The sequence below is a fragment of the Lysobacter sp. CFH 32150 genome (assembly GCF_022758295.1).
Lineage (GTDB): Bacteria > Pseudomonadota > Gammaproteobacteria > Xanthomonadales > Xanthomonadaceae > CFH-32150.
In genome coordinates, this window is sequence record NZ_JALDWJ010000008.1 from 106130 (window position 1) to 130117 (window position 23988).

Here is a 23988-nt window from a genome sequence, read left to right on the forward strand (position 1 = left end):
TCGATACAGATTCGCTGGCGGGTCAAGACCCACCCTACGAACCCAGGTATGTCAGCACGCCCGCGATCGTCGCGGTCATGAAGGTCGCGATCGAACCACCGAGCACCGCGCGCAGGCCGAAGCGGGCGAGGTCGTGGCGGCGTTCCGGCGCAAGGCCGCCGATGCCGCCGATCTGGATCGCGATCGACGAGAAGTTGGCGAAGCCGCACAAGGCATATGTTGCGATCAGCTTGCCCTGGTCGGTCAGCGTCACCCCCGCAACTTTGCCGTTGACGATGTCGGCGAGTTGCAGATAGGCGACAAATTCGTTGATCACGACTTTCTGCCCGATCAGCGAGCCGACGGTCGTCGCATCCTGCCACGGCACACCGATCACCCAGGCGAGCGGGGCGAGCAGGTAGCCGAAGACCGCGGCGAGGTCGGTCGGCTTGCCGAGTACCTGCTGCAACCCAGTGACTTCACCGAGCCAGGTCAGCGGGGAGTTGATCAGGGCGATGAGCGCGATGAAGGCGAGCAGCATCGCACCGATATTCAGCGCCAGGCGCAGACCGTCGGCCGCGCCGGAGGCAGCGGCATCGATGACGTTGCTGGCGGTTTTCTCCACTTCCATCTTCACCGTGCCGCGTGTCAACGGATTGCCGGTTTCCGGGATCAACAGCTTGGCCACGACCAGCGTCGCCGGCGCGGCCATGATCGAAGCGGCGAGCAGATGCTTGGCGTAGAACGCCTGCTGCACCGGATCGCCGGCGCCGAGCATGCCGACGTACGCGGCGAGCACGCCACCGGCGATATGCGCCATGCCGCCGATCATCATCGTGATCAGTTCCGATTCGGTCATGCGCGAAATGTACGGGCGCACGGTCAGTGGCGCCTCGGTCTGGCCGATGAAGACGCTGGCGCAGACGCTGGTGGTTTCGGCGCCGGACACGCGCATCACCTTGGTGATCGCCCAGGCCATGCCGCGCACGACCGTCTGCATCACGCCGAGGTGGTAGAGCACGCCCATCAGCGCGGCGAAGAAGATGATCGTCGGCAGCACCTGGAAGGCGAAGATGAAGCCGAACTTGGAGGTGTCCATCAGCGAGCCGAAGATGAAGTTCGAGCCCGCGGCGACGAAGCCGAGGATCTTCACGAAACCGCGGCCGAGCGCGTCGAACACGTCGCGCCCGCCCGGTACCAGCAGCACCAGCGCGGCGAAGGCGACCTGCAGCGAGATACCGGTCAACACCAGGCGCCAGTCGACGGCTTTCCTGTTATTCGAGAACAGCCAGGCGATGCCGATCAGCACTGCGAGGCCGAACAGGCCGAAGCCGATCCGCGCTAAAACTTCCATCCCCTACCCCTGAGTACTGTCACCGTCGACGCCGCAGCCTAGTGCAGGGAGTGGAGTGCGGCAACCGAGGAGTCACCCGAAGGCTCGGTGCGACCTGCTCGGAGCGCGTCCGCAAGTCCTGGATTACGCGTCCCGCGCTAGCACCCGATTGCGGCCACTGCGCTTGGCCAGGTTCAAGCGCAAATCGGCGCGACGCAGCAGGCTGGAGAGATCGGTGGCTTCGTTCGGATAGCTGCAGACGCCGGCGCTGAATGTCAGTGGCAATGCGTCTGCGCCCTGATCGGGGATGAAGCGGCGCGCGGCGACCATGCGGCGCATGCCGTCGACGCGTTCCCACGATGTGCCCAGCGGCTTGCGCAGTAGCAACACGAACTCCTCGCCACCCAACCGCACCAACCACTCGCCCTCTTCCATCTGCTCCTGCAGCGTCGTCACCACGTGCAGCAGCGCCCGGTCGCCGGCCTGGTGGCCGACTTCGTCATTGATCCGCTTGAAATGGTCGAGGTCGATCAGCGCCACGCACAGGCTGACACCGTCGCCGCGCACCGCGTCGAGCAGGCGTGGGAAGCGGTGCAGCAGCCAGGTCCGGTTGGGTAGTCCGGTAAGGCCGTCGGTGCCGGACATCTCCACCAGACGCTGCATCCGGTACACCACGATCGTGGTGATCAGGGTGAAGATCACCAGCAGCACCAGCCGCTGGACCTGGTTGCTCAGGGTGACGGTGCCGTACTCGCTGGAGATCAGGTTCTCGGGCGAGGCCGCGATCGCGAACACCACGAATATCAGCAACGCATATTGCGCGATCGTCAGCGCACCGACGAACAAGGTGACACGCCCATCGCTACGCAATGCCGTCAGCACGATGGCCAGTACGTAACCGCACCAGACGATCATGCTGTTGAGCGCGGAAGGCAGATCGTTGAATGCCAGCAGGATCAGCACCAGCGTCGCAGCGGTTGCATCGTAGGCGCCGGACGCGAACGGCAACCATTGGAACCGCCGCTTGCGCCGCGCCAGCGCCAGCCATACCTGTGCGAAAACGTTGACGAAAACCGCACCGGCCAGGCCGATCATCGTTTCCGCGACGGTGCCACCGGTCATTGCATTCACCAGCGGCAACAGCAGCAGCATTGCCGCGACGACGACGCGCAGCCGCGCCACCAGCAGTTCGCCACCCGCACCGACCTCGAGCATGATCTCGTCCGGCCGCGACAGCAGTGCGGTCGCGATGTCGCGAATCTTCTGTCCCGAAGCTCCCATCGGTTCCCCCAGCATGCCCATGGCGAGGATAGCGCGGGGACGGGCGTTAAACTGCGTCTACGCTTCAGGAGAGCCAAAGCCATGCAATACCGCCGTCTCGGATCATCCGGCCTGCAGCTGTCGGCGCTGTCGTTCGGCGCCTGGGTCACCTTCGGTACCCGGATCGGGCGCAGCGAAGCACGCGAGCTGATCGCCGCGGCCTGGGACCACGGCATCAACTTCTTCGACAACGCCGAGGGTTATGCCGATGGCGAGGCGGAGCGGGTGATGGGCGACGTGCTTGCGGACCTGCGCTTCCCGCGGGATTCGTGGTGCGTGTCGAGCAAGGTGTTCTTCGGTGCGGCCAAGGATCCGCGGCCGACGCAGAAGGGCCTGTCCCGCAAGCATGTGGTCGACGCCTGCCACGGCGCGCTCAAGCGCCTGCGCGTGGATTACCTCGACCTGTATTTCTGCCATCGCCCCGATCCCGACTCGCCGATCGAGGAAACGGTGTGGGCGATGGACAACCTGATCCGCCAGGGCAAGGTGCTGTATTGGGGCACGTCGGAATGGCCCGCCGCGGCGATCCGCGAGGCGCACAAGATCGCGCGCGCACATCATCTGCATGCGCCGACGATGGAACAGCCGCAATACAACCTGCTGCACCGCGAGCGAGTCGAACTCGAATATGCGCCGCTGTATTCGGAATACGGCCTCGGCACCACGATCTGGTCGCCTCTCGCCTCCGGCCTGCTGACCGGCAAATACAACGAAGGTGTGTCGAACGACTCGCGACTCGGCCAGGAAGGCTACGGCTGGCTGCAGCGATGGGTATTAGGCGATGCCGAATCACGGCGGATCGAACGCACCCGCAAATACACTGCACTCGCGCAGGAACTGGGCGTGCCGCCGGCGCCGCTCGCGATCGCGTGGTGTCTGCGCAACCCCCACGTGTCGACGGTGCTGCTCGGCGCCACGCGCAAGGAACAGTTGCTGCAGAACCTGGAGGCGCTCGACCTCGTCGAACGCTTCGATGAAAGCATCTGGGCGCGGCTTGAGGCCGCGACGTCCTAGTTTTTGTAGGAGCGGCTTTCAGCCGCGAGCTTTGCGCTTGGGTTCGGGGAGGGCGAATGTATTCGCACGCCCTTTCGCTAATCGAACAGCGTGCGAATACATTCGCTCCCACAGGGGCAAGAACAAAAGCTCGCGGCTGCAAGCCGCTCCTACAAGAGGCGGTCAGCGTGCTTCGACTTGGATCTCGATGATCTCCGGCGCCTCGGGTGGCAGCGGCGCCTCCGGCGCGAAGGCCATGGCCGGCGCCTCACCGTTGAGGATGATTTCGTGCTCGAACGCCGTGCCCGGCGGTGGAGGCGGTGGCGCTGGCGCTCTCGGCGCCACTGGCGGTGCGGGCGGAGTTGGCGGCAGCGGTATGCGGGGCAGCGCTTTCGGCACCTTGAGCTTGGTGCTGGCCGATTTGCGATCTCGCAGATAATCGATCGCGACCAGGCTATCGGCGGGCTTGCCGCGCAATGCGGCCATCGTTTCGCGCGGTGAGTTCACCGTTTTGCCATCGACTTTGTGGATCACGTCGCCGGCTTGCAGTCCGGCCAGGTCCGGGCCGGTGCTCAGCACCAGCACGCCGCGGGTGGTTCCGAAGTAGCGACCGAGTTTAGGGTCGATCGAGGCGAGGTTGAGGCCGTTCCAGCGGAAGGCTTCGGCCAGCACTTTGCAGTTGTCGCCCCTGCAATGCCCTTCGGGGCCCATCGTGATGATTTCGGTACGGATGTCCGGATCGATGCCGAGCGGCCGGGGAAGGCTTAATGCGATCGGCGCACCGCGGCGCATGACGGCGACCTGTCGGTCCAGCGTCGGCGTGACCTTGGTGACCACGGTCTTGCCGTCGCGCAAGGTGACCAGCTTCACTTCGGTCCTGGTATCCAGGTTGCCGAGCAACTTGCGTGCGTTCTCGACCCGCAGTTCGCCATCGCTACCGAGCACCTGCACGCCATTGATGCTGACGATGCGTTCGCCACTGCGTAGTCCCGCTTTCGCTGCGGCACTGTCGGGCGTGACCCCGGCGATGCGGACGCCAGCGCGTTCGTCCGGGGCAAGCAGCACGCCGATCACCGGCTTGCGGACCATGCGGCGCTCGACGCGTCGGATGTCCTCGTCTTCATGGCCAAGCTGGTGCGAGAGTTCCGCCACGCGGCGCGCAGCGCGGTCCAGGTCGCGCCGCGCAGCGTCGAGTTCGGACTGCGCCGCGGCATCGGCCTTGGGGGTTGGTTTCGGCGTCGGCGTTTGCGCCGACGCGATGCCGCTGCCGAGGAGCAGGGCCAGAGCAAGGCCGAGTGCGGCCGGTTTCGGAGCGAAGGACTTCATATCGACCTCGTGCATGGATGGATCACGATTCAAGAGATGATCGAAGCGCCGCAAACGTCGCAGCCGTCAATCGACCAAGGCCAAGGCGCCGTCGTAACGCTCGCCTTGCGCGGCCAACCAGCGGCGCGTGCCTTCGAAACCCACCACCGCACGCAGGGCTTCGACGCGATCGCGCCATAACGCCAGTTGCCGCGCGGGTGGCAGGTCCGGCTGCATCAGCGCGGCATCGATGCTGGCGAGCTGCCGGTCGAGGTCGCCCGCCATTGCGGCCGCGCTGCCGCTCGACACGCGCTCGTCGCGCGCCATCGCCAGCAGGGCCTCGAGTTGGGCGGATTCGGCATACAACTGTTCGAGTGAATCGGTGGTCGCGACGATTGCAGGCTTGGCAGGGGTATGCGGGGCGAGATCTGTGGAGCGCTGGCCAATGCGCCACGGCAGGGCGATGGCGAGCAGCAGCGCGGCCGCGGTCGCCAGCCACATCGGCCAGCGTGCGCGCTTGCGCGCGTCGAGCCGGGCAGCGACACGCGACCAACCGTCTGTCGCCGGTTGCTCCAGGGGCAAGGCGGCGAAGGCGTCACTCCATTGCTTGGGTGTTCGTGTGTCAGACATGGATCGGCTCCGGTACATCGAGCAGCACGCGCAGGCGACGGGTGCCGCGCGCGAGCTGCGATTTGGAGAAGCTGGCAGTGCGTTCCATCAGCACCGCGATCTCCTCGTGGGTATAGCCTTCGGCGTGGTACAGCCACAGCACGCTGCGCGTGGCGACGGGCAGGGTGGCGAGCGCGCGTTGCAGTGCGGCGGCGTCCGCTGCTGCCGGCGGTAACGGGCCGTGGTCCTCGGCGAAATCGTCATCGCACTCGACCGCGACTTCGTGCGCGAACTTGCGATCCTTGCGCAGCCGCATCAGTGCCTCGTTGACCGCGATCTGCCGCAGCCAGCCCCAGAACGGGCTGCCATTCGAACCACGGAATTCCCGGATCCGCCCAAGCACCTTCAACATCGTTTCCTGCAACACGTCCTGCGCTTCCTCGCGGTTGCCGGCGATGCGCAGCGCCAGCGTGAATACCGGCCGCTCGAACCAGCGGTACAGCTGCTCGAACGCCGCCCGCTCGCCGGCTCGCGCGCGGGCAAGCAGGGCGTCGGGCACCTCGATCGCGAAGCTGGAAGGAGCTGATGACATGGGCGAAGTAGGTCGCGTTGCTCTTCAGTGGCCGCCAGGTGGTGGTGCGTGCCGCAGCGCCTTGCTGGCTGCAAGGTCAAGGCGCGCGGCGCCGCATGGTGGCCACTGAGGAGCAACCCGAAGGGCCGGGCCTGAGGACGCGCGATGCCGCGTCATCGCTCGGTTGCGTATCGACATACGCGTCCTCGCTCTTCCTTGCCTCGCACGCCCTCAGGCCCGGCGCGACCTACTTCGCCCATGTCATCAGCTCCTTTGGCCATGTATCGAGTCTAGATGCGCGCCGGACGGAAACGGTCGCAGCCTGCCCCTATACTCGACCCATCCATAGGGGAGTTCGTGCAATGACTGGATCGCTGCTTGCCATCGTCCTGCTAGTCGCCGGTGTCGTCGTCCTGTTCAAGGCCGTGCGCATGGTGCCGCAGGGCTACGAATGGACCGTCGAGGCCTTCGGCAAATACACCCATACGCTGACTCCGGGCCTGCATTTCCTGGTGCCGATCTACCAGGGCGTCGGGCGCAAGATCAACATGATGGAACAGGTGCTCGAAGTGCCGTCGCAGGACGTGATCACCAAGGACAACGCGGTGGTGAAGGTCGACGGCATCGTGTTCTTTTCGGTGCTGGATGCCGCCAAGGCCGCATACGAGGTCGCGCAGCTGGAAGTGGCGGTCCTCAACCTGGTGATGACCAATATCCGTACCTCGATCGGTTCGCTGGACCTGGACGAGTCGCTGTCCAAACGCGACGAGATCAACGCCAAGGTGCTGCTGGCGGTGGATGCCGCGACGCATCCGTGGGGGCTCAAGGTCAACCGCATCGAGCTGAAGGACATCCAGCCGCCGCGCGACCTGGTCGATTCGATGGCGCGACAGATGAAAGCCGAGCGCGAGAAGCGCGCCAACATCCTCGAAGCCGAGGGTTTCCGCCAGGCGGCGATCCTCAAGGCCGAGGGCGAGAAGCAGTCGGTGATCCTCGAAGCCGAAGGCAACAAGGAGGCCGCGTTCCGCGCTGCTGAAGCGCGCGAGCGTCTCGCCGCCGCCGAAGCCAAGGCGACCGAGCTGGTGTCGACCGCGATCGCGCAGGGCAACGTGCAGGCGATCAACTACTTCGTCGCGCAGAAGTACATCGAGGCGTTCAAGGCGCTGGCCGAGGCGCCGAACCAGAAGTTCGTGATGATGCCGATGGAGTCCGCCGGCGTGATCGGTTCGCTTGCCGGCATCGCCGAACTGGCCAAGGAAGCGATGGATCGCCAACCGAGCCGCACCGCGGTCGCGCCGCGCCAAGGGGGCTGAGCCATGCGTTGGGATGTCTTCACCTGGGCGGCGGTGGCGCTGCTGCTGTTCGCGGCGGAAGCGTTGGCGCCGGGCGCTTTCATGTTGTGGCTGGGCTTCGCCGCGGTGGTGGTGTTCCTGGTCGTGTTCCTGGTACCGGGGATTCCGGTGCTGGCGCAGGTTGCGGCCTTCATCGTGCTCAGCTTCGTTTCGATCCAGATCTACCGGAAGTATTTCCGCGGCCGCCAGCGCCAGAGCGACCAGCCGGCGTTGAACCGCCGTGCCGCCGCGCTGGTCGGGCGCGTGGTACCGCTGGATCGTGCCATCGTCAACGGCCAGGGCCGCGTGCAGATTGCCGATGCCTACTGGACTGTCACCGGCCCGGAATTACCCATGGGCACACCGGTGAAAATCATCGCCGCGGACGGCATGACCTTGAAGGTCGAAGTCGCCTGATCGCAGCCATACGGTGGCGCCGGCCGCACCGGCGCCACATGTGATAATTGCCGGCTTCCGGCCGCGCTGTGCGGCCGCGCATCCCCCACGGAGCCGGCATGACCCAGAAAACCATCCTCAACGACGCCCATCGCGCACTCGGCGCCAAGATGGTCGACTTCGGCGGCTGGGACATGCCGCTGCATTACGGCTCGCAAGTCGAGGAACACCATCTGGTGCGGCGCGACGCCGGCATGTTCGACGTCTCGCACATGACCGTGGTCGACCTGAAGGGCGCACGTGTGCGCGACTTCCTGCGCCAACTGGTCGCCAATTCTGTCGACAAGCTCAAGGTCTCGGGCAAAGCCCTGTACACCGCCATGCTCAATGCCGACGGCGGCGTGATCGACGACCTCATCGTCTATTACCTGGGCGAAGACTTCTTCCGCCTGGTCGTGAACGCAGCTACCCGCGACAAGGACTTGGCGTGGATCACCGCGCAGGCGAAGCCATTCGATGTGTCCGTCACCGAACGCAGCGAGTTCGCCATGATCGCGGCGCAGGGCCCGACCGCGCGCGAGCGCGTGCTCGGCCTGCTCGATGCCGCGGGCGCCGAAGCCGCTGGCAAGCTCGGCAAGTTCGCCGCCGCCGAGGTGAAGGCGAAGGACGGTACGCCGCTGTTCGTCGCCCGCACCGGTTACACCGGCGAGGATGGTTTCGAGATCGTGGTGCCGGAAGGCAATGCCGTCGCGCTGTGGAATGCATTGCTCGCCGCCGGCGTGAAGCCCGCTGGCCTCGGCGCGCGCGACACGCTGCGCCTGGAAGCCGGCATGAACCTTTACGGCCAGGACATGGACGAAACGATCACGCCTTACGAAGCGGGACTGGCCTGGACCGTTGCGCTCGACGAAGGCCGTGCCTTCACTGGCCGTGACGTGCTCGAAGCACAGAAGGCGAAGGGCGTGCCAAGGCAGATGATCGGCCTGGTGATGGACGAGAAGGGCGTGCTACGTCACGGCCAGAAAGTGCTGACCGCGAACGGTGAGGGCGAAATCCTCTCCGGTACGTTCTCCCCGACGCTCGGCAAGGCGATCGCATTCGCGCGCGTCCCGGCGGGCGCGCCTGGCGACGTCCGCGTGGACATCCGCGGCAAGGAAGTGCCGGTGCGCGTGGTCAAGTTCCCGTTTGTCCGCGACGGCAAAGCGCAGGAAGGCATTTGAACGGAATTCACTTGAACAGGCGTCCCCACGCTTCGCTAAACTACGACCCTCTTCCCGCCGTTCCACCCGACCGCAAGCGTCACCGACCACAGCACGGAGCCCCACGATGAGCGAGATCCCTGGCGACCTGAAATTCCTGAAGTCCCACGAGTGGGCCCGCGTCGAAGGCGACGGCAAAGTCACCGTCGGCATTTCCGATCACGCCCAGGGCCTGCTCGGCGACCTGGTCTACGTCGAGTTGCCGAACGTCGGCGATCGCATCGAAGCCGGCAATGCCTGCGCCGTGGTCGAGTCGGTGAAGGCCGCTTCCGACGTCTATGCGCCGATCACCGGCAAGGTCGTCGAGGTGAACGCCGCGCTGTCGGACAAGCCGGAGACGATCAACGAGGACGCCTATGGCGACGGTTGGATCTTCGTGCTCGAAGCCGAGGAACCGGAGCAGCTCAACGACCTGCTCGATCCCGATGCTTATGCCGAATTGCTGGAAGACGAAGACCACTGAGGTCGTTCGAACACAGTTGTTCCGCTCCGGCCGCATTCGCGGCCGGAGTCGTTTTTGCGGAACGGTTTGTACTTCTCGGGGGGCGATGATCGATCGATCGCGATGCCGCGACGGGGAAATATCGGCCGCGCAATTTCGCGCAAATCGGGTGGTGCGGCGCGAAAAATCCGCCCGTCAGCAAAATTATTTTCAGGGGGCGATTCGGGCGTGCAGCGGAGTTCACCGGCACCCTGCGTGACCCTCGACGATTGCATGCGCGATCAACGCGCGTTGTTTCGTGTTTTGCGAAAGTACTTAAAAAATAGTGCTTTCACGTAAATGCGATTACGCGGCGTGCGATTTCAACGCGCGCATCGCGTGCACTCGCCCCCGTGATCGCCGCCGTTCGCGCCGACCCCGCGCCCCGGCCGCCGCGAAAAAAATTGCGACAGGTTGTTGACAGTTGAAAAAACCGTGATTAGGTTTCGCCCCAGCAGACGTTGCCTGCAGAAGCGAGTGATACGAACAAACGCGAAAACGAGCAGCACAACACGGACCTCCGCCCGGACAAATTTCACGGTGGACGCAGGCCCCGTTTCCTCCACGAAAACGCAACGTCATCGAATTCTCGAAACCCGCAGCGCCCTGCGTCGCGGGTTTTTTTGTGCCCGGCGCGACTACGCCGGGCATGCCGAATCCGTCCCGGCGCGCCTCGCGCGTCGGCGGTTGATCGCGGGTCCGACTCCCGCGATGTCGCTTCGAACTGGGCAGTTCTAGCCAAGCAAGTCCACTGACGAGGAGCCATACCATGGCCGTTAAGAAAGCTGCGAAGAAGAAACCTGCTGCCAAGAAGGCAGCCAAGAAGACCGCCAAGAAGTCGGCGGCCAAGAAGACCGTCAAGAAGGGCGCCAAGAAGGCTGCCAAGAAGACCGTGAAGAAGGCTGCCAAGAAGGTCGCGCGCAAGCCGGCTAAGAAGGCTGCCAAGAAGACCGCCAAGAAGGCTGCCAAGAAGACTGCTAAGCGTCCTGCCAAGAAGGCCGCGAAGAAGACTGCCAAGAAGGCTGCCAAGAAGACTGCTAAGCGTCCTGCCAAGAAGGCCGCGAAGAAGACTGCCAAGAAGGCTGCGAAGAAGAAGCCTGCTGCGAAGAAGGCCGCCAAGAAGCCTGCAGCGAAGAAGAAGAAGGCAGCCCGAAAGGCTGCGCCGGTGGCGATGCCCGCCCCCGTTATGCCAATGATGTAATTAAACCCGATAGCCGTAGTCCAAGCCCCTTCCCGCGTGCCCAGGCGGGGAGGGGTTTTTTATTGGCCGTGGGTTTTATCGACGCGCGCTTGCAGCGCGCACGTGGTCACTTCGGCGAGGCGTTCCCGCGCGAAGCATCGGCGCCGGCGTCCTCAATGCGGCGTTCGGCGTAGAGCAGGTCGTCACTTGGTTCGATGTCGAGCCAGCGCTGGTCGGGCAAGCCGATGGCGCGGTCGAGGATGGTAGGCAACAGGCCCGAGGGCAGGGAGCTTTCGCTGTTCCAGAGGATCGCAATGCCCAGGTCGCGTTCCGGCAACATGGCCACCAGTCCGCGATATCCCTGCACGGCGCCGCCGTGGAAAACGAGTTGGTGGCCGGCGTAGTCGTACACGCGCCAGCCCAGTGCATAGCTCGCCGAGAACACGCGTTCGCGCCGCCATTTCGAGCCGCGCATTTCACCGGGGGTGGCGACGATCGGGGCGTGCAATGTCGCCAGCAATGGCGCTGGCAGCACGTCCGGACGATGACCGCCCTGCGCGATCAACCACTGCGCCATGTCGCTGATGCTGGCGTTGACGCCGGCGGCGGGTGGCAGCTGGTAGTAGGTCGGCTTCGGTGTCAACGCGACCCAGCCGCCGCGACCGCGCACATGCGGTCGCGCCCAGCGTGGGCTGGCGTAGATGCCTTCGAGCCCGAGGCTGGCGTCGTTCATGCCGAGCGGCTTGAACAACCGGCGCTCCACCGCCTGGCTATAGAAGTCGCCGGTGGCGGCGAACACCACATCGCCGATCAGGCTGAAGGCGATGTTCTGGTACGCGTAGCAATCGCCGGGCTGGCAATTCATCGGCGCATAGGCGAGCCGCTGCGTGAGGGTGCGGTAGTCGACGTTGCCCTCGAGGTCGCGGTCGTAAGTGTTGTGGGTGAGGCCGACGCGATGGCTGAGCAGATCGGCGACGGTGACGCGCTTGGCCGCGTACGGATCCTGCAACTGGAATTCGGGCAGGTAGTCGCTGAGCTTGCTGTCCCAGCGCAATGCGCCTTCGGACACCAGCAGTCCGGTCATGGTGCCGGCGAAGCCCTTCGACAGCGAAGCGAGGCGGAACACGGTGTGTCCATCGACCGGCTCGGCGACGCGTGTATCAGTGACGCCGTAACCACGCGCTGACAGCACACGTCCGTTCTGTACCAGGGCCATCGCCAGACCGGGCACGCGTTGATTGGCGACCAGCCGCTGCGCCATCGCTTCGAACAGGCGTACATCGAAACCGCTGGCCAGCGGCATGGTGTGTACTGCCGTTACCGGCGAACGCGCGACGGTGTGCGCGGGTTGGGTGGCGGCGGGTGCGGGGGGCGTGGCAGTGCCGGTGTTGTTCCAGCGCAGCGGCGTCTGCGCCGCGGAGCCGAGCGCGAGCGGCAGTAACAAACCGATCAAGCCCAGGCGCCAAGCGGAATGGCCCCTGACGTTACCCAGGCTGCCTGACTTGTCCACCCGATTCCCCATTGCTTTCATCGGGCAAGCCCCCTGCGTATGCTGCGATTGCTGGCTGATCATAAGCGCCAGTTTCCAGCTTTGCCTGAACAAGGGGACATTGATGGTTACTTTTTTGATCCTGCTCGCAATTGTGGTTGCGGTGGTGTTCTGGGGCGTGGGGATTTACAACGGGTTGATCACCGCCCGCAACGCATTCAAGAACGCCTTTGCGCAGATCGACGTCCAGCTGCAACGCCGGTTCGACCTGATCCCGAACCTGGTCGAAACCGCCAAGGGTTACCTCCAGCATGAGCGGGGCACACTGGAAGCGGTGATCGCGGCACGCGGCGCGGCGATGGCCGGCCTGTCAGCGGCCAAGGCCAGCCCGGGCGACCCGACGGCAATGGCGGAACTTGCCAATACACAGGGCGTCCTCAACGGTGCGCTCGGCCGCCTGCTCGCCGTGGCTGAGGCCTATCCGGACCTCAAGGCCAACCAGAACATGATGCAGCTCACCGAGGAGCTGACCTCGACAGAGAACAAGGTCGCTTTCGCCCGCCAGGCCTTCAACGACTCGGTGATGAGCTACAACAACCGGCGCGAAGTGTTCCCGTCGACCATCATCGCCGGCATGTTCAACTTCCCCGCAGCAGCCCTGTTGGAGATCCCGACGGATCAGCAGGCGCAGGTGCGGGCGGCGCCCAAGGTCTCGTTCTGATCGACTGACACAGAGGCCCCTCTCCCAGGAGAGGGGTTGGGGTGAGGGTTCGGGAGCGAAAGCATGAATTTCTTCGAACGCCAGGCGCAGGCCCGGCGCAACTCGACACGGCTGGTGGTGCTGTTCGCGCTCGCCGTGATCGGCATCGTGATCGCGGTCGATCTTGCCGCCTACATCGCCTTCGGCAGCCGCGGACGCGATGAGGGAGAGGGCGCGGTGTTGATCGTATTCACGACGCTCATCACCCTCGGCATCATCGGCCTCGGCTCGCTGTACCGCATCGCCTCGCTGCGCGGCGGCGGCGAACCGGTGGCGCTGCAGATGGGTGGCGTGCCGGTGCCGGAAAGCACCACGGATACCCAGCTGCGCCGCCTGCGCAACGTGGTCGAGGAAATCGCGATCGCCTCGGGCGTGCCAGTGCCCAAGATCTACGTGCTCGAGCATGAGGCCGCGATCAACGCCTTCGCAGCGGGCTACTCACCGTCCGACGCGGTGGTCGCGGTCACCCGTGGCGCGCTCGACAAGCTCAATCGCGACGAACTGCAAGGCGTGATCGCCCACGAGTTCAGCCACATCCTCAACGGCGACATGCGCCTGAACATCCGCCTGATCGGCGTGCTGTTCGGCATCCTCATGCTCGGCCTGATCGGTCGCAAGGTGCTTGAGCTCGGCCGCGGTCGCGGCAAGGGGGCTGGTGCGATCCTGGCGGCGGCGTTGATCGCGATGGTCGTCGGCTACATCGGCCTGTTCTTCGGCCGCATGATCAAGGCCGGCGTGAGCCGCACGCGCGAATCTTTGGCCGACGCTTCGGCGGTGCAGTTCACCCGTCAGACCGTGGGTTTGTCCGGGGCGCTGAAGAAGATCGCCGGCCTAGGCGAAGGTTCCAAACTCAACGAACGCGGCGACGCCGAAGAGGTCAGCCATATGCTGTTCGGCGACGGGGTCGGTTTCAGCGGCTTGTTCGCCACGCATCCGCCACTGCTGCAACGCATCCAGGCGCTGGAACCGAGCTTCCGTGCCGACCAGCTCGACGCACTGACGCGGCGTTGGATGCTGGCGCCGCCGAACGGCCTCGAGGAAGACATCCAACTCGGCTTCGCCGAGGGCAGCAGTGCGCGCTTGCCGTCCGCGTCAGCCGAGGTCAGCCTCAGCCCGTCGATGGTCGCAGCGCAGGTTGCGCATCCGGCCGCCGACGACTACAGGCGTGCCGATGCCATCGTCGCCACCATTCCCGAGGCCTTGCGCGACCTCGCTGCACAGCGCGATGCGGTGATGCCGCTGCTGCTCGGCCTGCTGCTGGACGACGCCGAGCCGCTGGGCAGCCGCCAGCGTGCCGAAATCGCCGTGCGCCTCGGTCAGCCGGTCGCCGACTATGCGCAGCGCATCCATCAACAGCTGGTCGACGACCTGCATCCGCTGCTGCGGCTGCCGCTGGCGGCACTGGCGTTCCCGGTATTGCGGCTGCGTCCGCGTCCCGAGCTCGACACCTTCCTTGACTGCGTGCACGCTGTAGTGCATGCCGACGGCGAAGTGTCGCTGTTTGAATATTGCCTCGCTCGTTTGCTGCAGGTGCAGGTCCGCGAATCCCTGGACCCGTCGAAACATGCCCGCTTCGGTCGCCGCAAGCTCAGCGACGTGCGCAGCGAGGTTTCGACGCTGCTATGCGTGGTCGCACAGGCCGGCCACGACGACACCGAGGGTGCGCAGCGCGCCTATCTCGTCGGCATCCAGCGTGTGTTGTCGAACGACCACCTGCCGTACCTGCCGCGTGCGAATGGCGTGCTGGCGCTGGACCCGATCTGGGCGCCGCTGGATGCGCTGAATCCGTTCGCCAAGGAAGCGTTGATCGAGGGCATCACTGCCGCGATCAGCCATGACGGTCGCGTCAGCGTGGCCGAGGCGGAGCTGCTGCGCACGATCTGCGGCGTGTTGCATTGTCCGCTGCCGCCGATGTTGGAGCGTTCCTGATGTCATCTCGCTTTGGCGGAGATCAGGCGAAACTATGCGTCGTTAATCCTCGGTAGGAAGCGATCATGCGGTTCTTGGTTCTGGGCTTGCTCGGCTTGTTGGTGTTATGGAATCCAATGCCCGCAGAAGCGCAAGGCAGTGGCCGCCTGAAAGACAGTGGCGATGCTGCGCATCTGTTCGCTTATTTCCCTAAAGACGGTCAGGAGGATCGCTTCGATGAAGGCTATCGCGCGCATCTGAACTGGCATCGCGACAAGCACGACCCGCTAGTGTGGTACGGCTGGTATGTCGCAAGTGGCGAGCGGGTCGGTATGTTCATCGACGGCAGCTTTGGCGCGCCATTTGCAGCATTCGACCAGCGCATCGATCCGAAGAACGACGCTGCTGATGCCGTGCGGACATTCGTGCCGTTTGCCAAAGACGTGTTCCGCGCCAGTTACCGGGTGCGGCGCGAATTCAGCACTGGTTTTCCGCTCGAGCAGTGGCAGCCTTCGAAGAGCGTGCAGGTGTTCCACTACACCTTGCGCGCGGGCACGCAGGCTCGTTTCGAGAACGTGCTGCGGGCGGTGCGCCAAGCACTGCGAGGCGTGGACCATGCGCCGGCCCATACGTGGTACGAGCTCGTCATCGGCGGCGAGACTCCTGGGTACATGTTGATGATCGCGCGCGACGGCTGGACGGCTTACGACCACTACGACGGCAGCCTGGAGCGATTGCTTGCCGGATCGATCGAACGCACTACGGTGTTGAATGACCTCGCAGCTTGCGTGGCGACGGTGAAGTCGGAGACCTGGAGCTACCGCCAGGACATGAGTTACTTCCCTGGCAAACCATGAGTGGCTACGGTCACTTTCCTGACAGAGCCGGTGGGCTGAAGCCCACCCTACGGATCTGACTAGACGGCACCCCGGATCAAATCCGCCGCACGCTCAGCGATCATGATCGTCGGGGCGTTGGTGTTGCCGCCGAGCAAGGTCGGCATGACCGAGGCATCGACGACACGCAGGCCCTCGACGCCGCGTACACGCAATTCAGGATCGACCACCGATTGCGCATCGCTGCCCATGCGGCAGGTGCCGATCGGGTGGTAGATCGTTTCTGCCTTCGCGCGGACGAACTCGGCGAGCTCGGCGTCGGTGAGGTCATTGCGGGCTGGGAAGATCGGTTCGCCGCGATACGGGTCGAATGCCTTCTGCGCGAAGATCTCGCGCGACAGCTTCGCGCACTCGACCATCATCTTCAGGTCGAAACCTTCGGCGTCGCCGAGATAGTTCGCTTCGATCCGCGGCTTGTCCGCAGCGCGATTGCTGACCAGGCTGAGCTGGCCGCGGCTGCGCGGGCGCAGGAAACAGGCGTGCAGCGTGTAGCCGTCGCCTTCGAGGCGATTGCGGCCGTGGTCGTCGAGCATCGCCGGAACGAAGTGGAACTGGATGTCGGCGCGATTGTCCGGCGCATAACGTGAGCGCAGGAAGGCGCCGGCTTCGGCGACGTTGCTGGAGCCCGGACCACTGTGGTCGCGCAGGTAGTAGTCGAAGGCGACTTTCACGTCGCTGAGATGGTCGTAGCTGACGCCAGGCGGGCAGTGCTGCAGGGTGCAGATGTCGAGGTGGTCCTGCAGGTTGGCGCCGACATTCGGTGCGTCGACGACGACTTCGATCCGTTGCTGGCGCAACTGCGCCGCCGGGCCGATGCCGGACAACATCAGCAACTGCGGCGAATTGATCGCACCACCGCTGAGGATCACTTCGCGCGACGCTTGTTGGTGGAAGGCCTTGCCGAGCATCGAGTAGGTCACGCCATTGGCGCGACCCTTCTCAAACGTGATGCGGCTGGCCATTGCATGGGTGTGGATGGTGAGGTTCGGCCGCGACTTCACCGGATTGAGATAAGCCACTGCCGCCGAACAACGAGCGCCGTCCTTCTGCGTGACCTGGTAGTAGCCGAAACCTTGTTGCTGCGGACCGTTGAAGTCGCGGTTACGCGGATAGCCCGCCTGTTGTCCCGCCTCGATGAAGACCTCCGACAGCGGGTTGGTATAGCGATGGTCAGAGACGTACAGCGGACCCTGGTCGCCATGCAGCGCATCGCCGCCGCGGGCGTTGTGCTCGGAACGCTTGAAGTAGGGCAGTACCGTGTTCCAGTCCCAACCGCTCGCGCCCTCCGCGGCCCATTCGTCGTAATCGCCGGGCACCCCGCGGGCGTAGCACATGGCGTTGATCGAACTGGAGCCACCCAGCACCTTGCCGCGCGGCCACCACAGCACGCGGTTGTTCAAATGCGGCTCGGGCGTGGTGTGGTAATCCCAGTTCAGACGCTTGTTGTTGGCGATCTTGGCGATGCCGGCGGGCATGTGGATGAAGGGATGCCAGTCACGCGCACCGGCTTCCAGCAGCAGCACCTTGACGCTGGGGTCTTCGGACAGCCGGTTGGCGAGGACGCAGCCGGCCGAGCCGGCGCCGATGATGATGTAGTCGTACAACCTGCTGTCCCCGTCGAACGCGGTCTGGCCAATTCGCGGCGACGCTACGCCGCTGAGTTGGAGCAAATACTCCGCGCATGGTAGCGGCAGCGCGGGGCATGGGCTAACGTGCCGCGACCTGTACCGGAGTGCTGCCGATGGCGGCAAACCCTGTAGACCTCAAACCCGCGGCGCGCGTCCACAGTGGCGAATGGCATGCGGTGGTCCTGTCGTTCGTGTACTTCTTCTGCGTCCTGGCGGCGTATTACATGCTGCGGCCGGTGCGCGAGCAGCTCTCCGCTGCCGTGGGATCGACCCAGCTGCCGTGGTTCTACGGGGCGACCTTCGTCGTCATGCTGGCGCTGGCGCCGGTGTTCGGCGCGCTGGTGGCGCGCTATCCGCGGCGCATCACGGTGCCGAGCATCTATCTGTTCGCCATCATCTGCCTGCTCGGATTCGTGCCCTTGTTCGTCGCTCCGGAACTGCTGGGCGTGCGCACGCTGGGCATCGTTTTCTTCGTCTGGGTCAGCGTGTTCAACCTGTTCGCGGTGTCGGTGTTCTGGATCTTCATGACCGACATCTGGGACGAAGCGCAGTCGCGGCGATTGTTCCCGGTGATTGCCGTCGCCGGTACGGCGGGGGCGGTAGCCGGGCCACTGCTGACGCGGAGCCTGGTCGAGGTGATCGGTGTGGCGCCGTTGCTGGTGGCGTCGTCGGTGCTGCTCGGAATTGCAGTGGCGTGCGTAGTGGCGCTGGGGCGTTGGGCGCGCAAGCACAGCACGCGGCGCCACGACGTGGCGCACGAGGCGGCAGTGGGCGGGAGCATGTGGGACGGCCTCAGGCAGGTTTTTGCCAATCCGTTCATGCGCGGCATGGCGATGCTGCTGTTGCTTGCCGACGGCATCGGCACGGTCTGTTATGCCCTGGTCGCCGACTACTCCAATGCAACGTTCACCGATGCCGTTGCGCGTACACGTTTCGCCGCCAACGTCGATCTGGCGGCGAACCTGCTGACCGTGATTGCCCAGCTCACGCTCACGCGCTGGTTGCTGCCACGCAAGGGGCCTGGCGCGGTGCTGCTGGTGTGGGCGCTCGCGGGTGCGGCGGTGTTGCTGATGGTGGTGCTTGCCGATGATCCGCACGCGCCGCTGATCGGTGCGATGCCGGCGGTGGCGATCGCGTTGATCGTTAGTCGCGGCCTTGCCTACGGCATGGCGGAACCTGCACGCCACAGTCTATTCGCACAGGTGCCGCGCAACTTGCGTTACAAAGGCCAGAACGCGGTCGACACCGCGGTGTGGCGCTTCGGCGACCTGTCGATCTCGCTGGCGATGAACGCGTTGCGCAGCATCGGCGTCGTGACCGCGGGCTTTGCCGGTCTCAGTGCCGTGGCGGCGGTGACCGCCGCGGCGCTGGGTTGGCGCCTGTCGAAACAAGTTGAAGGCAGTAAAGCGCCAGCGCAGCAGGCGGCCGGCGCTTGAAACGCCGCTGGCACCGTCTGCCGCTATGGCTGCGACGCACGTTGCTTGCCGCACTGCTGATCGGCTTCGCCTGCGCGGCCTGGGGCTTCGCCTGGGAACCACGCACGCTGGTCGAGCGCGATTACGCGCTGACCTTGCCGCGCTGGTCGACGCAATGCGAAGGGTTGCGCATCGATGTCGTCAGCGACATCCACACCGGCTCGCCGCACAACGGCGTCGACAACCTCGACCGCATCGTGCGCACGCTTGTCGCCAGTGACTCGGACGCGGTGCTGATGGCCGGCGACTACGTCATCCTCAGCGTGTTCATGGGCGAATACGTGCCGGCGGAGACTTTCGCCGAACACTTGAAGCCGCTGACGGCGCGCAAGCCGGTGTACGCGGTGTTGGGCAACCACGACTGGTGGAAGGATGGCGCCAAGGTCCGCACCGCACTCGAATCCGCCGGCGTGGTGGTGCTGGAGAACGAGGCACGCGAGGTCGTGCTGGATGACTGCAAGCTATGGCTCGTCGGCATCGGCGATCTCTGGGAAGGCAAACCCGATGTCGCGCGCGCGTTCTCGGCCGTGACCGGCGATGCGCCCGCCTTGGCGATCACCCACAACCCGGATCTGTTCCCGCAAGTGCCGGCGCGTGCGTCGCTGCTGATCGCAGGCCACACGCATGGCGGGCAGGTGAACCTGCCGCTGATCGGTCGCCCGGTGTTGCCGATACGCGGACGCTACGCGATCGGTGAATACATCGAGCATGGCAGCCACCTGTTCGTCACGCCCGGCATCGGCACCAGCATCTTGCCGGTGCGCTTCGGCGTGCCACCGGAGATTTCGCGGCTGACGCTGCACAGTGGAACCGCATTGCATGCTCGAGCGCCGCAGTAGAGTGAGGATTCGTAGGTACACATGGATGCTTGCCATGTGCCTGGCCGCAGGGGCGGCGACTGCAGTCGATGCGCCCGACGGCGCCCCCACCAAGCCACGGCTCATCGTCGAGGAATCCACGGTCTATTACAGCGTCCGCGGGCGCAATCTCGAAGAACTGGTTTCGCAGTTGCATGTTCCCGACTCGGGTGAACTCGGACGCGAGGCGCATGGTTTGACCCGGAGCGAGCTGCGGATCGATGGGGAACTGACCCAGACGCGACAGGGCTGCCTGATGAGCGGATATACGATCCAGCTCGTGCTGCGCATGGATCTGCCGCGCTGGGATCAAGCAATGCCGATGCCGCGGTCGCTGGCGGGTAAATGGGAGCAGATCAGCAATACGATCGTCCGGCACGAGCAACAGCACCGGCAGAATGCACTCGAAGGCGCCGTGCGGTTGCTGGAGGAGTTGTCGGCCCTCGAACCGGACCGGCGTTGTCTCCGCACGTCGCAGGCGATCCGGAGCGCTGTCCAACGCATGGAAGCGCGGCGGGACTTGCAGGATCGGCTCCTGGATGAGCGCCCGGTGCTGATTCAGTTCGGATCGCCAGCGAGCAGTCGGCGTCGTCTGCCCAGATAATTCGCATCTGACTTTGAAAGCGTAGAGATAATGCGGTTTCGTTGTACACAACTGCTACGGAGAAATCGTGATGTCGACAATCGCAATCGTGCTGATCCTGCTGGTCGCGCTCCTGCACCTGTATTTCCTGGTGCTCGAGATGTTCCTGTGGACCAAGCCACTCGGCTTGAAGATCTTCCGTCTGACGCGCGAAGTGGCTGAGCAGTCGAAAGTGCTGGCCGCGAATCAGGGGCTTTACAACGGCTTCCTCGCCGCGGGGCTGGTCTGGGCAGTGGCGACGCAGCAGCGCAACGTGGCGCTGTTCTTCCTCGGTTGCGTGGTGGTCGCCGGCGTCTACGGTGCGGCAACGGTCAACCGCCGCATCTTCTTTGTGCAGGCGCTGCCGGCCTTGCTCGCGGTTGCGGCGCTGCTGGTCTAGCGCGGGGGTTTTGGCGATACCCACATTGCGATGCGGGCGCGGAACACCGCTTCGCCAGCGGGATCGGTGACGACGACAGTGACGGGCAGGTCGTAGCCGGTTGCAGCTTCGACGATGGGGATATCCGGAGTGGCCACGCCGCGCATGGTGCCAATGGCTTTCTTGAGGTATTCGACGGTCATGCCTCTTGGAATCCAGCGCATGCTCGCGGGGATGGACGCGTCGGTCATCACGCCGGCAGTGAGTTCGGCCAGATTGCACAGTGCGATCGCGTGCACGGTGCCGAGGTGGTTGGTGACGCGGCGGCGATGGCGGATGGTCGCGCTGCAGCGGCCTGGTTCCAGCGATTCGAAGCGCGGTGTGATCGAGCCGAAGTAGGGCGCCTTGAAACAGACCGCCCGCGAGAACAGCCAATGGCCAGCAGGCCAGCGGGTGATGCGGCGGTACAGGGCGAGCACGGAACTGGCCATTTGCGTCTCCGAAAAACGGACGGCGAGCCGAAGCCCGCCGTCATTGGTGTCGTCAGGATCGTGTCGCGATCACGCCGCCGCGCGCGCGTCAGCCTGCTCGCGCGTGTACGGGGCTGCGCGCAACTCGGCGCTGTCGAAATCGTCGACGCTGATCGCATCGATCGTCATCTCGCGCAATGTTTCCAGCTGCTTGCGCTCGTCCGCGGTGATCCAGCCTTCGCGCACGCCTTCGTCCAGTTGCGAGCTGAAATCCAATGCTTCGATGTCGTGCTGCTTCAGCGCCTTGAGGAACTTGCGCTCCACCGGTTCGGCGAGGATCACGGCCTGCAGGTAGCTGTTGATGCGGCCAGCCGGATTGTTGGCACAGGGCGTGAGGAAGGTGCCTTCGCCGAGACGGTCGCGGGCTTCGTTCGGCGACATCAGCAAGGACGCGACGCGATGGCCGAGGCGATCGCTCGGTGCCTGTGCGCGGCGGCCCAGCGGGAAGATCAGCGTCCACAGCAGCCAGCCGACCGGGCGGATCGGGAAGTTGCGCAGTGCGCCCGACAACGCCAATTCGATCTTGTGCACGGCATCGTGGAAGGCCCAGGCCAGCAACGGCTGGTCGGCGACCGGACGGCCCTGGTCTTCGTAGCGCTTGAGCATGCTGCTGGTGATGTAGAGCTGGCTCAGCACATCGCCCAGCCGACCCGACAGCAATTCCTTGAACTTGAGCTTGCCGCCAAGCAGCAGCATCGAAACGTCCGCTGCCAACGCCAGCGCCGCCGAATAGCGGTTGAGCTTGCGGTAGAAGCGGCGCGTGTAGTCGTCGCCGGGCGCCTTGCCGAACTTCGCGAATGTCAGCCCGTACCACAGCGAGCGCACCGCATTGGACACCGCAAAACCGATGTGGTTGAACAGCGCATCGTCGAACTCGCGCAGGCCCTGCTCGCGATCGGGCAGCGTCGCCGCCCTCATTTCCTTGAGCACCCAGGGATGGCACAGGATCGCCCCCTGGCCAAAGATCATCAGCGAGCGCGTCATGATGTTGGCGCCCTCGACGGTGATCATGATCGGCGAGGCCTGCCAACTGCGACCGAGATAGTTCTTCGGCCCGAGGATGATGCCCTTGCCGCCGTGGATATCCATGGCGTCCTGGCAGACGGCACGCGCCATCTCCGTGCAGTGGTATTTGGCGATGGTGGAGGGCACCGCCGGGTTTTCGCCACGGGCAACCGCAGCAGCCGTTGCCTGCGACAGCGCACTGATCGCGTAGGCGTTGCCGCCGATGCGCGCCAGCGCTTCTTCGACACCTTCGAAACGACCCACCGACAAGCCGAACTGCTTGCGGATGCGCGCATACGCACCCGTCACGACCGCGGCGAACTTGGCGCCACCACTACCGGTGGAGGGTAGCGTGATGCAGCGGCCGATCGACAGGCATTCGACCAGCATCTGCCAACCCTTGCCGGCGTAGGCTTCGCCGCCGATCAACTGGCTGAGCGGGATGAAGACTTCCTTGCCATGGATCGGGCCGTTCTGGAACGGCGAGTTGAGTGGGAAGTGGCGACGGCCGACTTCAACGCCCTGCGTGTCGTGCGGCAACAAGGCGAGGGTAATGCCGATGTCCTTCTTGTCGCCGATCAGGCCTTCCGGGTCGTACATGCGGAACGCCAAACCGATCAGCGTCGCGACCGGCGCCAGGGTGATGTAGCGCTTGTCGAAGGTCAGCTTGACGCCGACCACGCGCGCGCCGTTCCAGTCGCCCATGGTGACGATGCCGAAGTCGGGGATCGACGTCGCATCGGAGCCGGCCCAGGGTCCGGTCAGGCCGAAGCAGGGCACTTCACGGCCGTCGGCCAGGCGCGGCAGGTAGTACTTCTTCTGGTCGTCGGTGCCGTAGTGCATCAGCAGCTCGCCCGGGCCGAGTGAGTTCGGCACGCCGACGGTGGAGCTGACCACGGTCGACACCGTCGCGAGCTTCTGGATCACCTTGTGGTTGGCCAGCGCAGTGAAGCCAAGGCCGCCAAATTCCTTCGGGATGTTGAGGCCGAAGAATTTGTTGCGCTTGATGAAGTCCCACAGCTCAGGAGGCAAGTCGGCCAGGACGTGGGTGATCTCCCAGTCGTTGGTCATCCGGCACAACTCTTCGCACGGGCCGTCGAGGAAAGCCTGTTCCTCGGCACTGAGTTCCGGCTTGGGCTGCGACAGCAACTCGTTCCAGTCGGGCTTGCCCGAGAACAGCTCGCCTTCGAAACCGACCGTGCCGGCTTCCAGCGCAGTGCGCTCGGTCTCCGATAGCGGCGGCAGGATCTTGGTGTAGAAGCCGAGCAACGGCTTGGTGACGTAAGGGATACGGATCTGCGGCACCAGCAGCGGCACTGCGATCAACGCGACGATCAGCGCGGCAATGATGTTGGCGGTCGCATTGGCGCCCAGCAGCGAGCACAGGACGATGGCGGCCGCGCTGAGCGCGACCCACACCGGCAGGCGCAGGCGGTGGTAGGCGGCGATCGCGCCGACCAGCAGAAGGATGAGGAAGGGGGCGACGACGTTCATTGGGGGGCTCGGGTAGGCGACAGCGTAGTTATTAATAAGGTGTTTGCCCGGCGAATGCGCGGTTCAAACGCTAAATTCAAACGCATGACATACGGCTGAGTATGTTTAGTGGCCGAGGTCACTGTCAACTGTTGGCGATCAGTCCGGTTGCCGACCTGCGTACTGACCCAGCCACCACCGTACGGTTA

The 23988-nt window shown here is 64.8% G+C and carries 21 protein-coding genes and 1 pseudogene; 12 read left to right on the forward strand and 10 right to left on the reverse strand.

Annotation, left to right across the window (positions count from 1 at the left end; all coding sequences use genetic code 11):
• Positions 1-34 precede the first annotated feature (34 nt).
• Both MO486_RS12005 and MO486_RS12010 read right to left on the reverse strand, forming a co-directional pair.
• Entirely contained in the window at positions 35-1333 is a 1299-nt protein-coding gene (locus MO486_RS12005; protein WP_242907950.1) for a nucleoside transporter C-terminal domain-containing protein, read from the reverse strand.
• Between the two features lie 123 nt (positions 1334-1456).
• A complete protein-coding gene (locus MO486_RS12010) occupies positions 1457-2593 on the reverse strand; it encodes a GGDEF domain-containing protein (protein ID WP_242907952.1) in 1137 nt (378 codons plus the stop codon).
• An 81-nt stretch (positions 2594-2674) separates the two neighbouring features.
• On the opposite strand from MO486_RS12010, the gene MO486_RS12015 reads away from it, so the two are divergent.
• A complete protein-coding gene (locus tag MO486_RS12015) occupies positions 2675-3646 on the forward strand; it encodes an aldo/keto reductase (protein ID WP_242907953.1) in 972 nt (323 codons plus the stop codon).
• A 162-nt stretch (positions 3647-3808) separates the two neighbouring features.
• On the opposite strand, the gene MO486_RS16445 is transcribed toward MO486_RS12015, so the two are convergent.
• The 3 genes from MO486_RS16445 to MO486_RS12030 are packed head-to-tail and all read right to left on the reverse strand — an operon-like array spanning position 3809 to position 6131.
• A complete protein-coding gene (locus tag MO486_RS16445; RefSeq protein WP_305037371.1) occupies positions 3809-4966 on the reverse strand; it encodes a PDZ domain-containing protein in 1158 nt (385 codons plus the stop codon).
• 51 nt (positions 4967-5017) lie between these two features.
• Positions 5018-5560 (reverse strand): hypothetical protein, encoded by a 543-nt coding sequence (locus tag MO486_RS12025; RefSeq protein WP_242907955.1) that lies wholly within the window; start codon positions 5558-5560, stop codon positions 5018-5020.
• The gene (locus tag MO486_RS12030) at positions 5553-6131 is read right to left on the reverse strand and encodes a sigma-70 family RNA polymerase sigma factor (protein ID WP_242907957.1); all 579 of its coding nucleotides are present in this window, start codon (positions 6129-6131) and stop codon (positions 5553-5555) included. Before MO486_RS12030 ends, MO486_RS12025 begins: the two co-directional genes overlap by 8 nt.
• Before the next feature lie 341 nt (positions 6132-6472).
• Between MO486_RS12030 and MO486_RS12035 the strand changes: the two genes are divergently transcribed.
• From MO486_RS12035 to gcvH, 4 genes are all read left to right on the forward strand, one after another.
• Positions 6473-7423, forward strand: coding sequence for an SPFH domain-containing protein (locus tag MO486_RS12035; protein ID WP_242907959.1), 951 nt, complete (start codon positions 6473-6475; stop codon positions 7421-7423).
• A 3-nt stretch (positions 7424-7426) separates the two neighbouring features.
• Positions 7427-7858, forward strand: coding sequence for an NfeD family protein (locus MO486_RS12040; RefSeq protein ID WP_242907961.1), 432 nt, complete (start codon positions 7427-7429; stop codon positions 7856-7858).
• 98 nt (positions 7859-7956) lie between these two features.
• Positions 7957-9057, forward strand: coding sequence for a glycine cleavage system aminomethyltransferase GcvT (gene gcvT, locus MO486_RS12045; RefSeq protein ID WP_242907963.1), 1101 nt, complete (start codon positions 7957-7959; stop codon positions 9055-9057).
• 106 nt (positions 9058-9163) lie between these two features.
• Positions 9164-9559, forward strand: a complete 396-nt coding sequence (gcvH, locus tag MO486_RS12050) for a glycine cleavage system protein GcvH (protein ID WP_242907967.1) — start codon at positions 9164-9166, stop codon at positions 9557-9559.
• Between the two features lie 786 nt (positions 9560-10345).
• Here the strand turns inward: gcvH and MO486_RS16505 are convergent.
• Positions 10346-10765: pseudogene (locus MO486_RS16505) on the reverse strand (hypothetical protein); the annotation flags it as partial.
• A gap of 119 nt (positions 10766-10884) precedes the next feature.
• On the reverse strand, positions 10885-12279 hold the full coding sequence (locus MO486_RS12060) for a serine hydrolase domain-containing protein (protein WP_242908334.1): 1395 nt from the start codon (positions 12277-12279) through the stop codon (positions 10885-10887).
• Between the two features lie 91 nt (positions 12280-12370).
• On the opposite strand from MO486_RS12060, the gene MO486_RS12065 reads away from it, so the two are divergent.
• The 3 genes from MO486_RS12065 (at position 12371) to MO486_RS12075 (ending at position 15771) form a co-directional block, all read left to right on the forward strand.
• On the forward strand, positions 12371-12967 hold the full coding sequence (locus MO486_RS12065) for a LemA family protein (RefSeq protein ID WP_242908335.1): 597 nt from the start codon (positions 12371-12373) through the stop codon (positions 12965-12967).
• A gap of 63 nt (positions 12968-13030) precedes the next feature.
• A complete protein-coding gene (locus MO486_RS12070; RefSeq protein ID WP_242907971.1) occupies positions 13031-14935 on the forward strand; it encodes a M48 family metallopeptidase in 1905 nt (634 codons plus the stop codon).
• Between the two features lie 65 nt (positions 14936-15000).
• Positions 15001-15771, forward strand: coding sequence for a hypothetical protein (locus MO486_RS12075; RefSeq protein WP_242907973.1), 771 nt, complete (start codon positions 15001-15003; stop codon positions 15769-15771).
• Between the two features lie 59 nt (positions 15772-15830).
• Here the strand turns inward: MO486_RS12075 and MO486_RS12080 are convergent, their stop codons facing one another.
• Entirely contained in the window at positions 15831-17414 is a 1584-nt protein-coding gene (locus MO486_RS12080; RefSeq protein WP_242908337.1) for a choline dehydrogenase, read from the reverse strand.
• Positions 17415-17551: 137 nt separating this feature from the next.
• Between MO486_RS12080 and MO486_RS12085 the strand changes: the two genes are divergently transcribed.
• The 4 genes from MO486_RS12085 (at position 17552) to MO486_RS12100 (ending at position 20792) form a co-directional block, all read left to right on the forward strand.
• Positions 17552-18874, forward strand: coding sequence for an MFS transporter (locus MO486_RS12085; protein ID WP_242907975.1), 1323 nt, complete (start codon positions 17552-17554; stop codon positions 18872-18874).
• Positions 18871-19752: a metallophosphoesterase gene (locus tag MO486_RS12090; RefSeq protein WP_242907977.1), complete on the forward strand. Its 882-nt coding sequence runs from the start codon at positions 18871-18873 to the stop codon at positions 19750-19752. The genes MO486_RS12085 and MO486_RS12090 overlap by 4 nt, the downstream gene beginning before the upstream one ends.
• Entirely contained in the window at positions 19733-20374 is a 642-nt protein-coding gene (locus MO486_RS12095) for a DUF922 domain-containing protein (protein ID WP_242907979.1), read from the forward strand. The genes MO486_RS12090 and MO486_RS12095 overlap by 20 nt, the downstream gene beginning before the upstream one ends.
• A gap of 70 nt (positions 20375-20444) precedes the next feature.
• Entirely contained in the window at positions 20445-20792 is a 348-nt protein-coding gene (locus MO486_RS12100) for a DUF1304 domain-containing protein (RefSeq protein WP_242907981.1), read from the forward strand.
• Here MO486_RS12100 and MO486_RS12105 read toward each other — a convergent pair.
• Positions 20789-21262 carry a hotdog fold domain-containing protein gene (locus MO486_RS12105; protein ID WP_242907984.1) on the reverse strand — a complete coding sequence of 158 codons (474 nt, stop codon included), beginning with the start codon at positions 21260-21262 and terminating at the stop codon, positions 20789-20791. The genes MO486_RS12100 and MO486_RS12105 overlap by 4 nt on opposite strands.
• Positions 21263-21331: 69 nt before the next feature.
• A complete protein-coding gene (locus MO486_RS12110) occupies positions 21332-23800 on the reverse strand; it encodes an acyl-CoA dehydrogenase (protein ID WP_242907985.1) in 2469 nt (822 codons plus the stop codon).
• Positions 23801-23988: the final 188 nt, after the last annotated feature.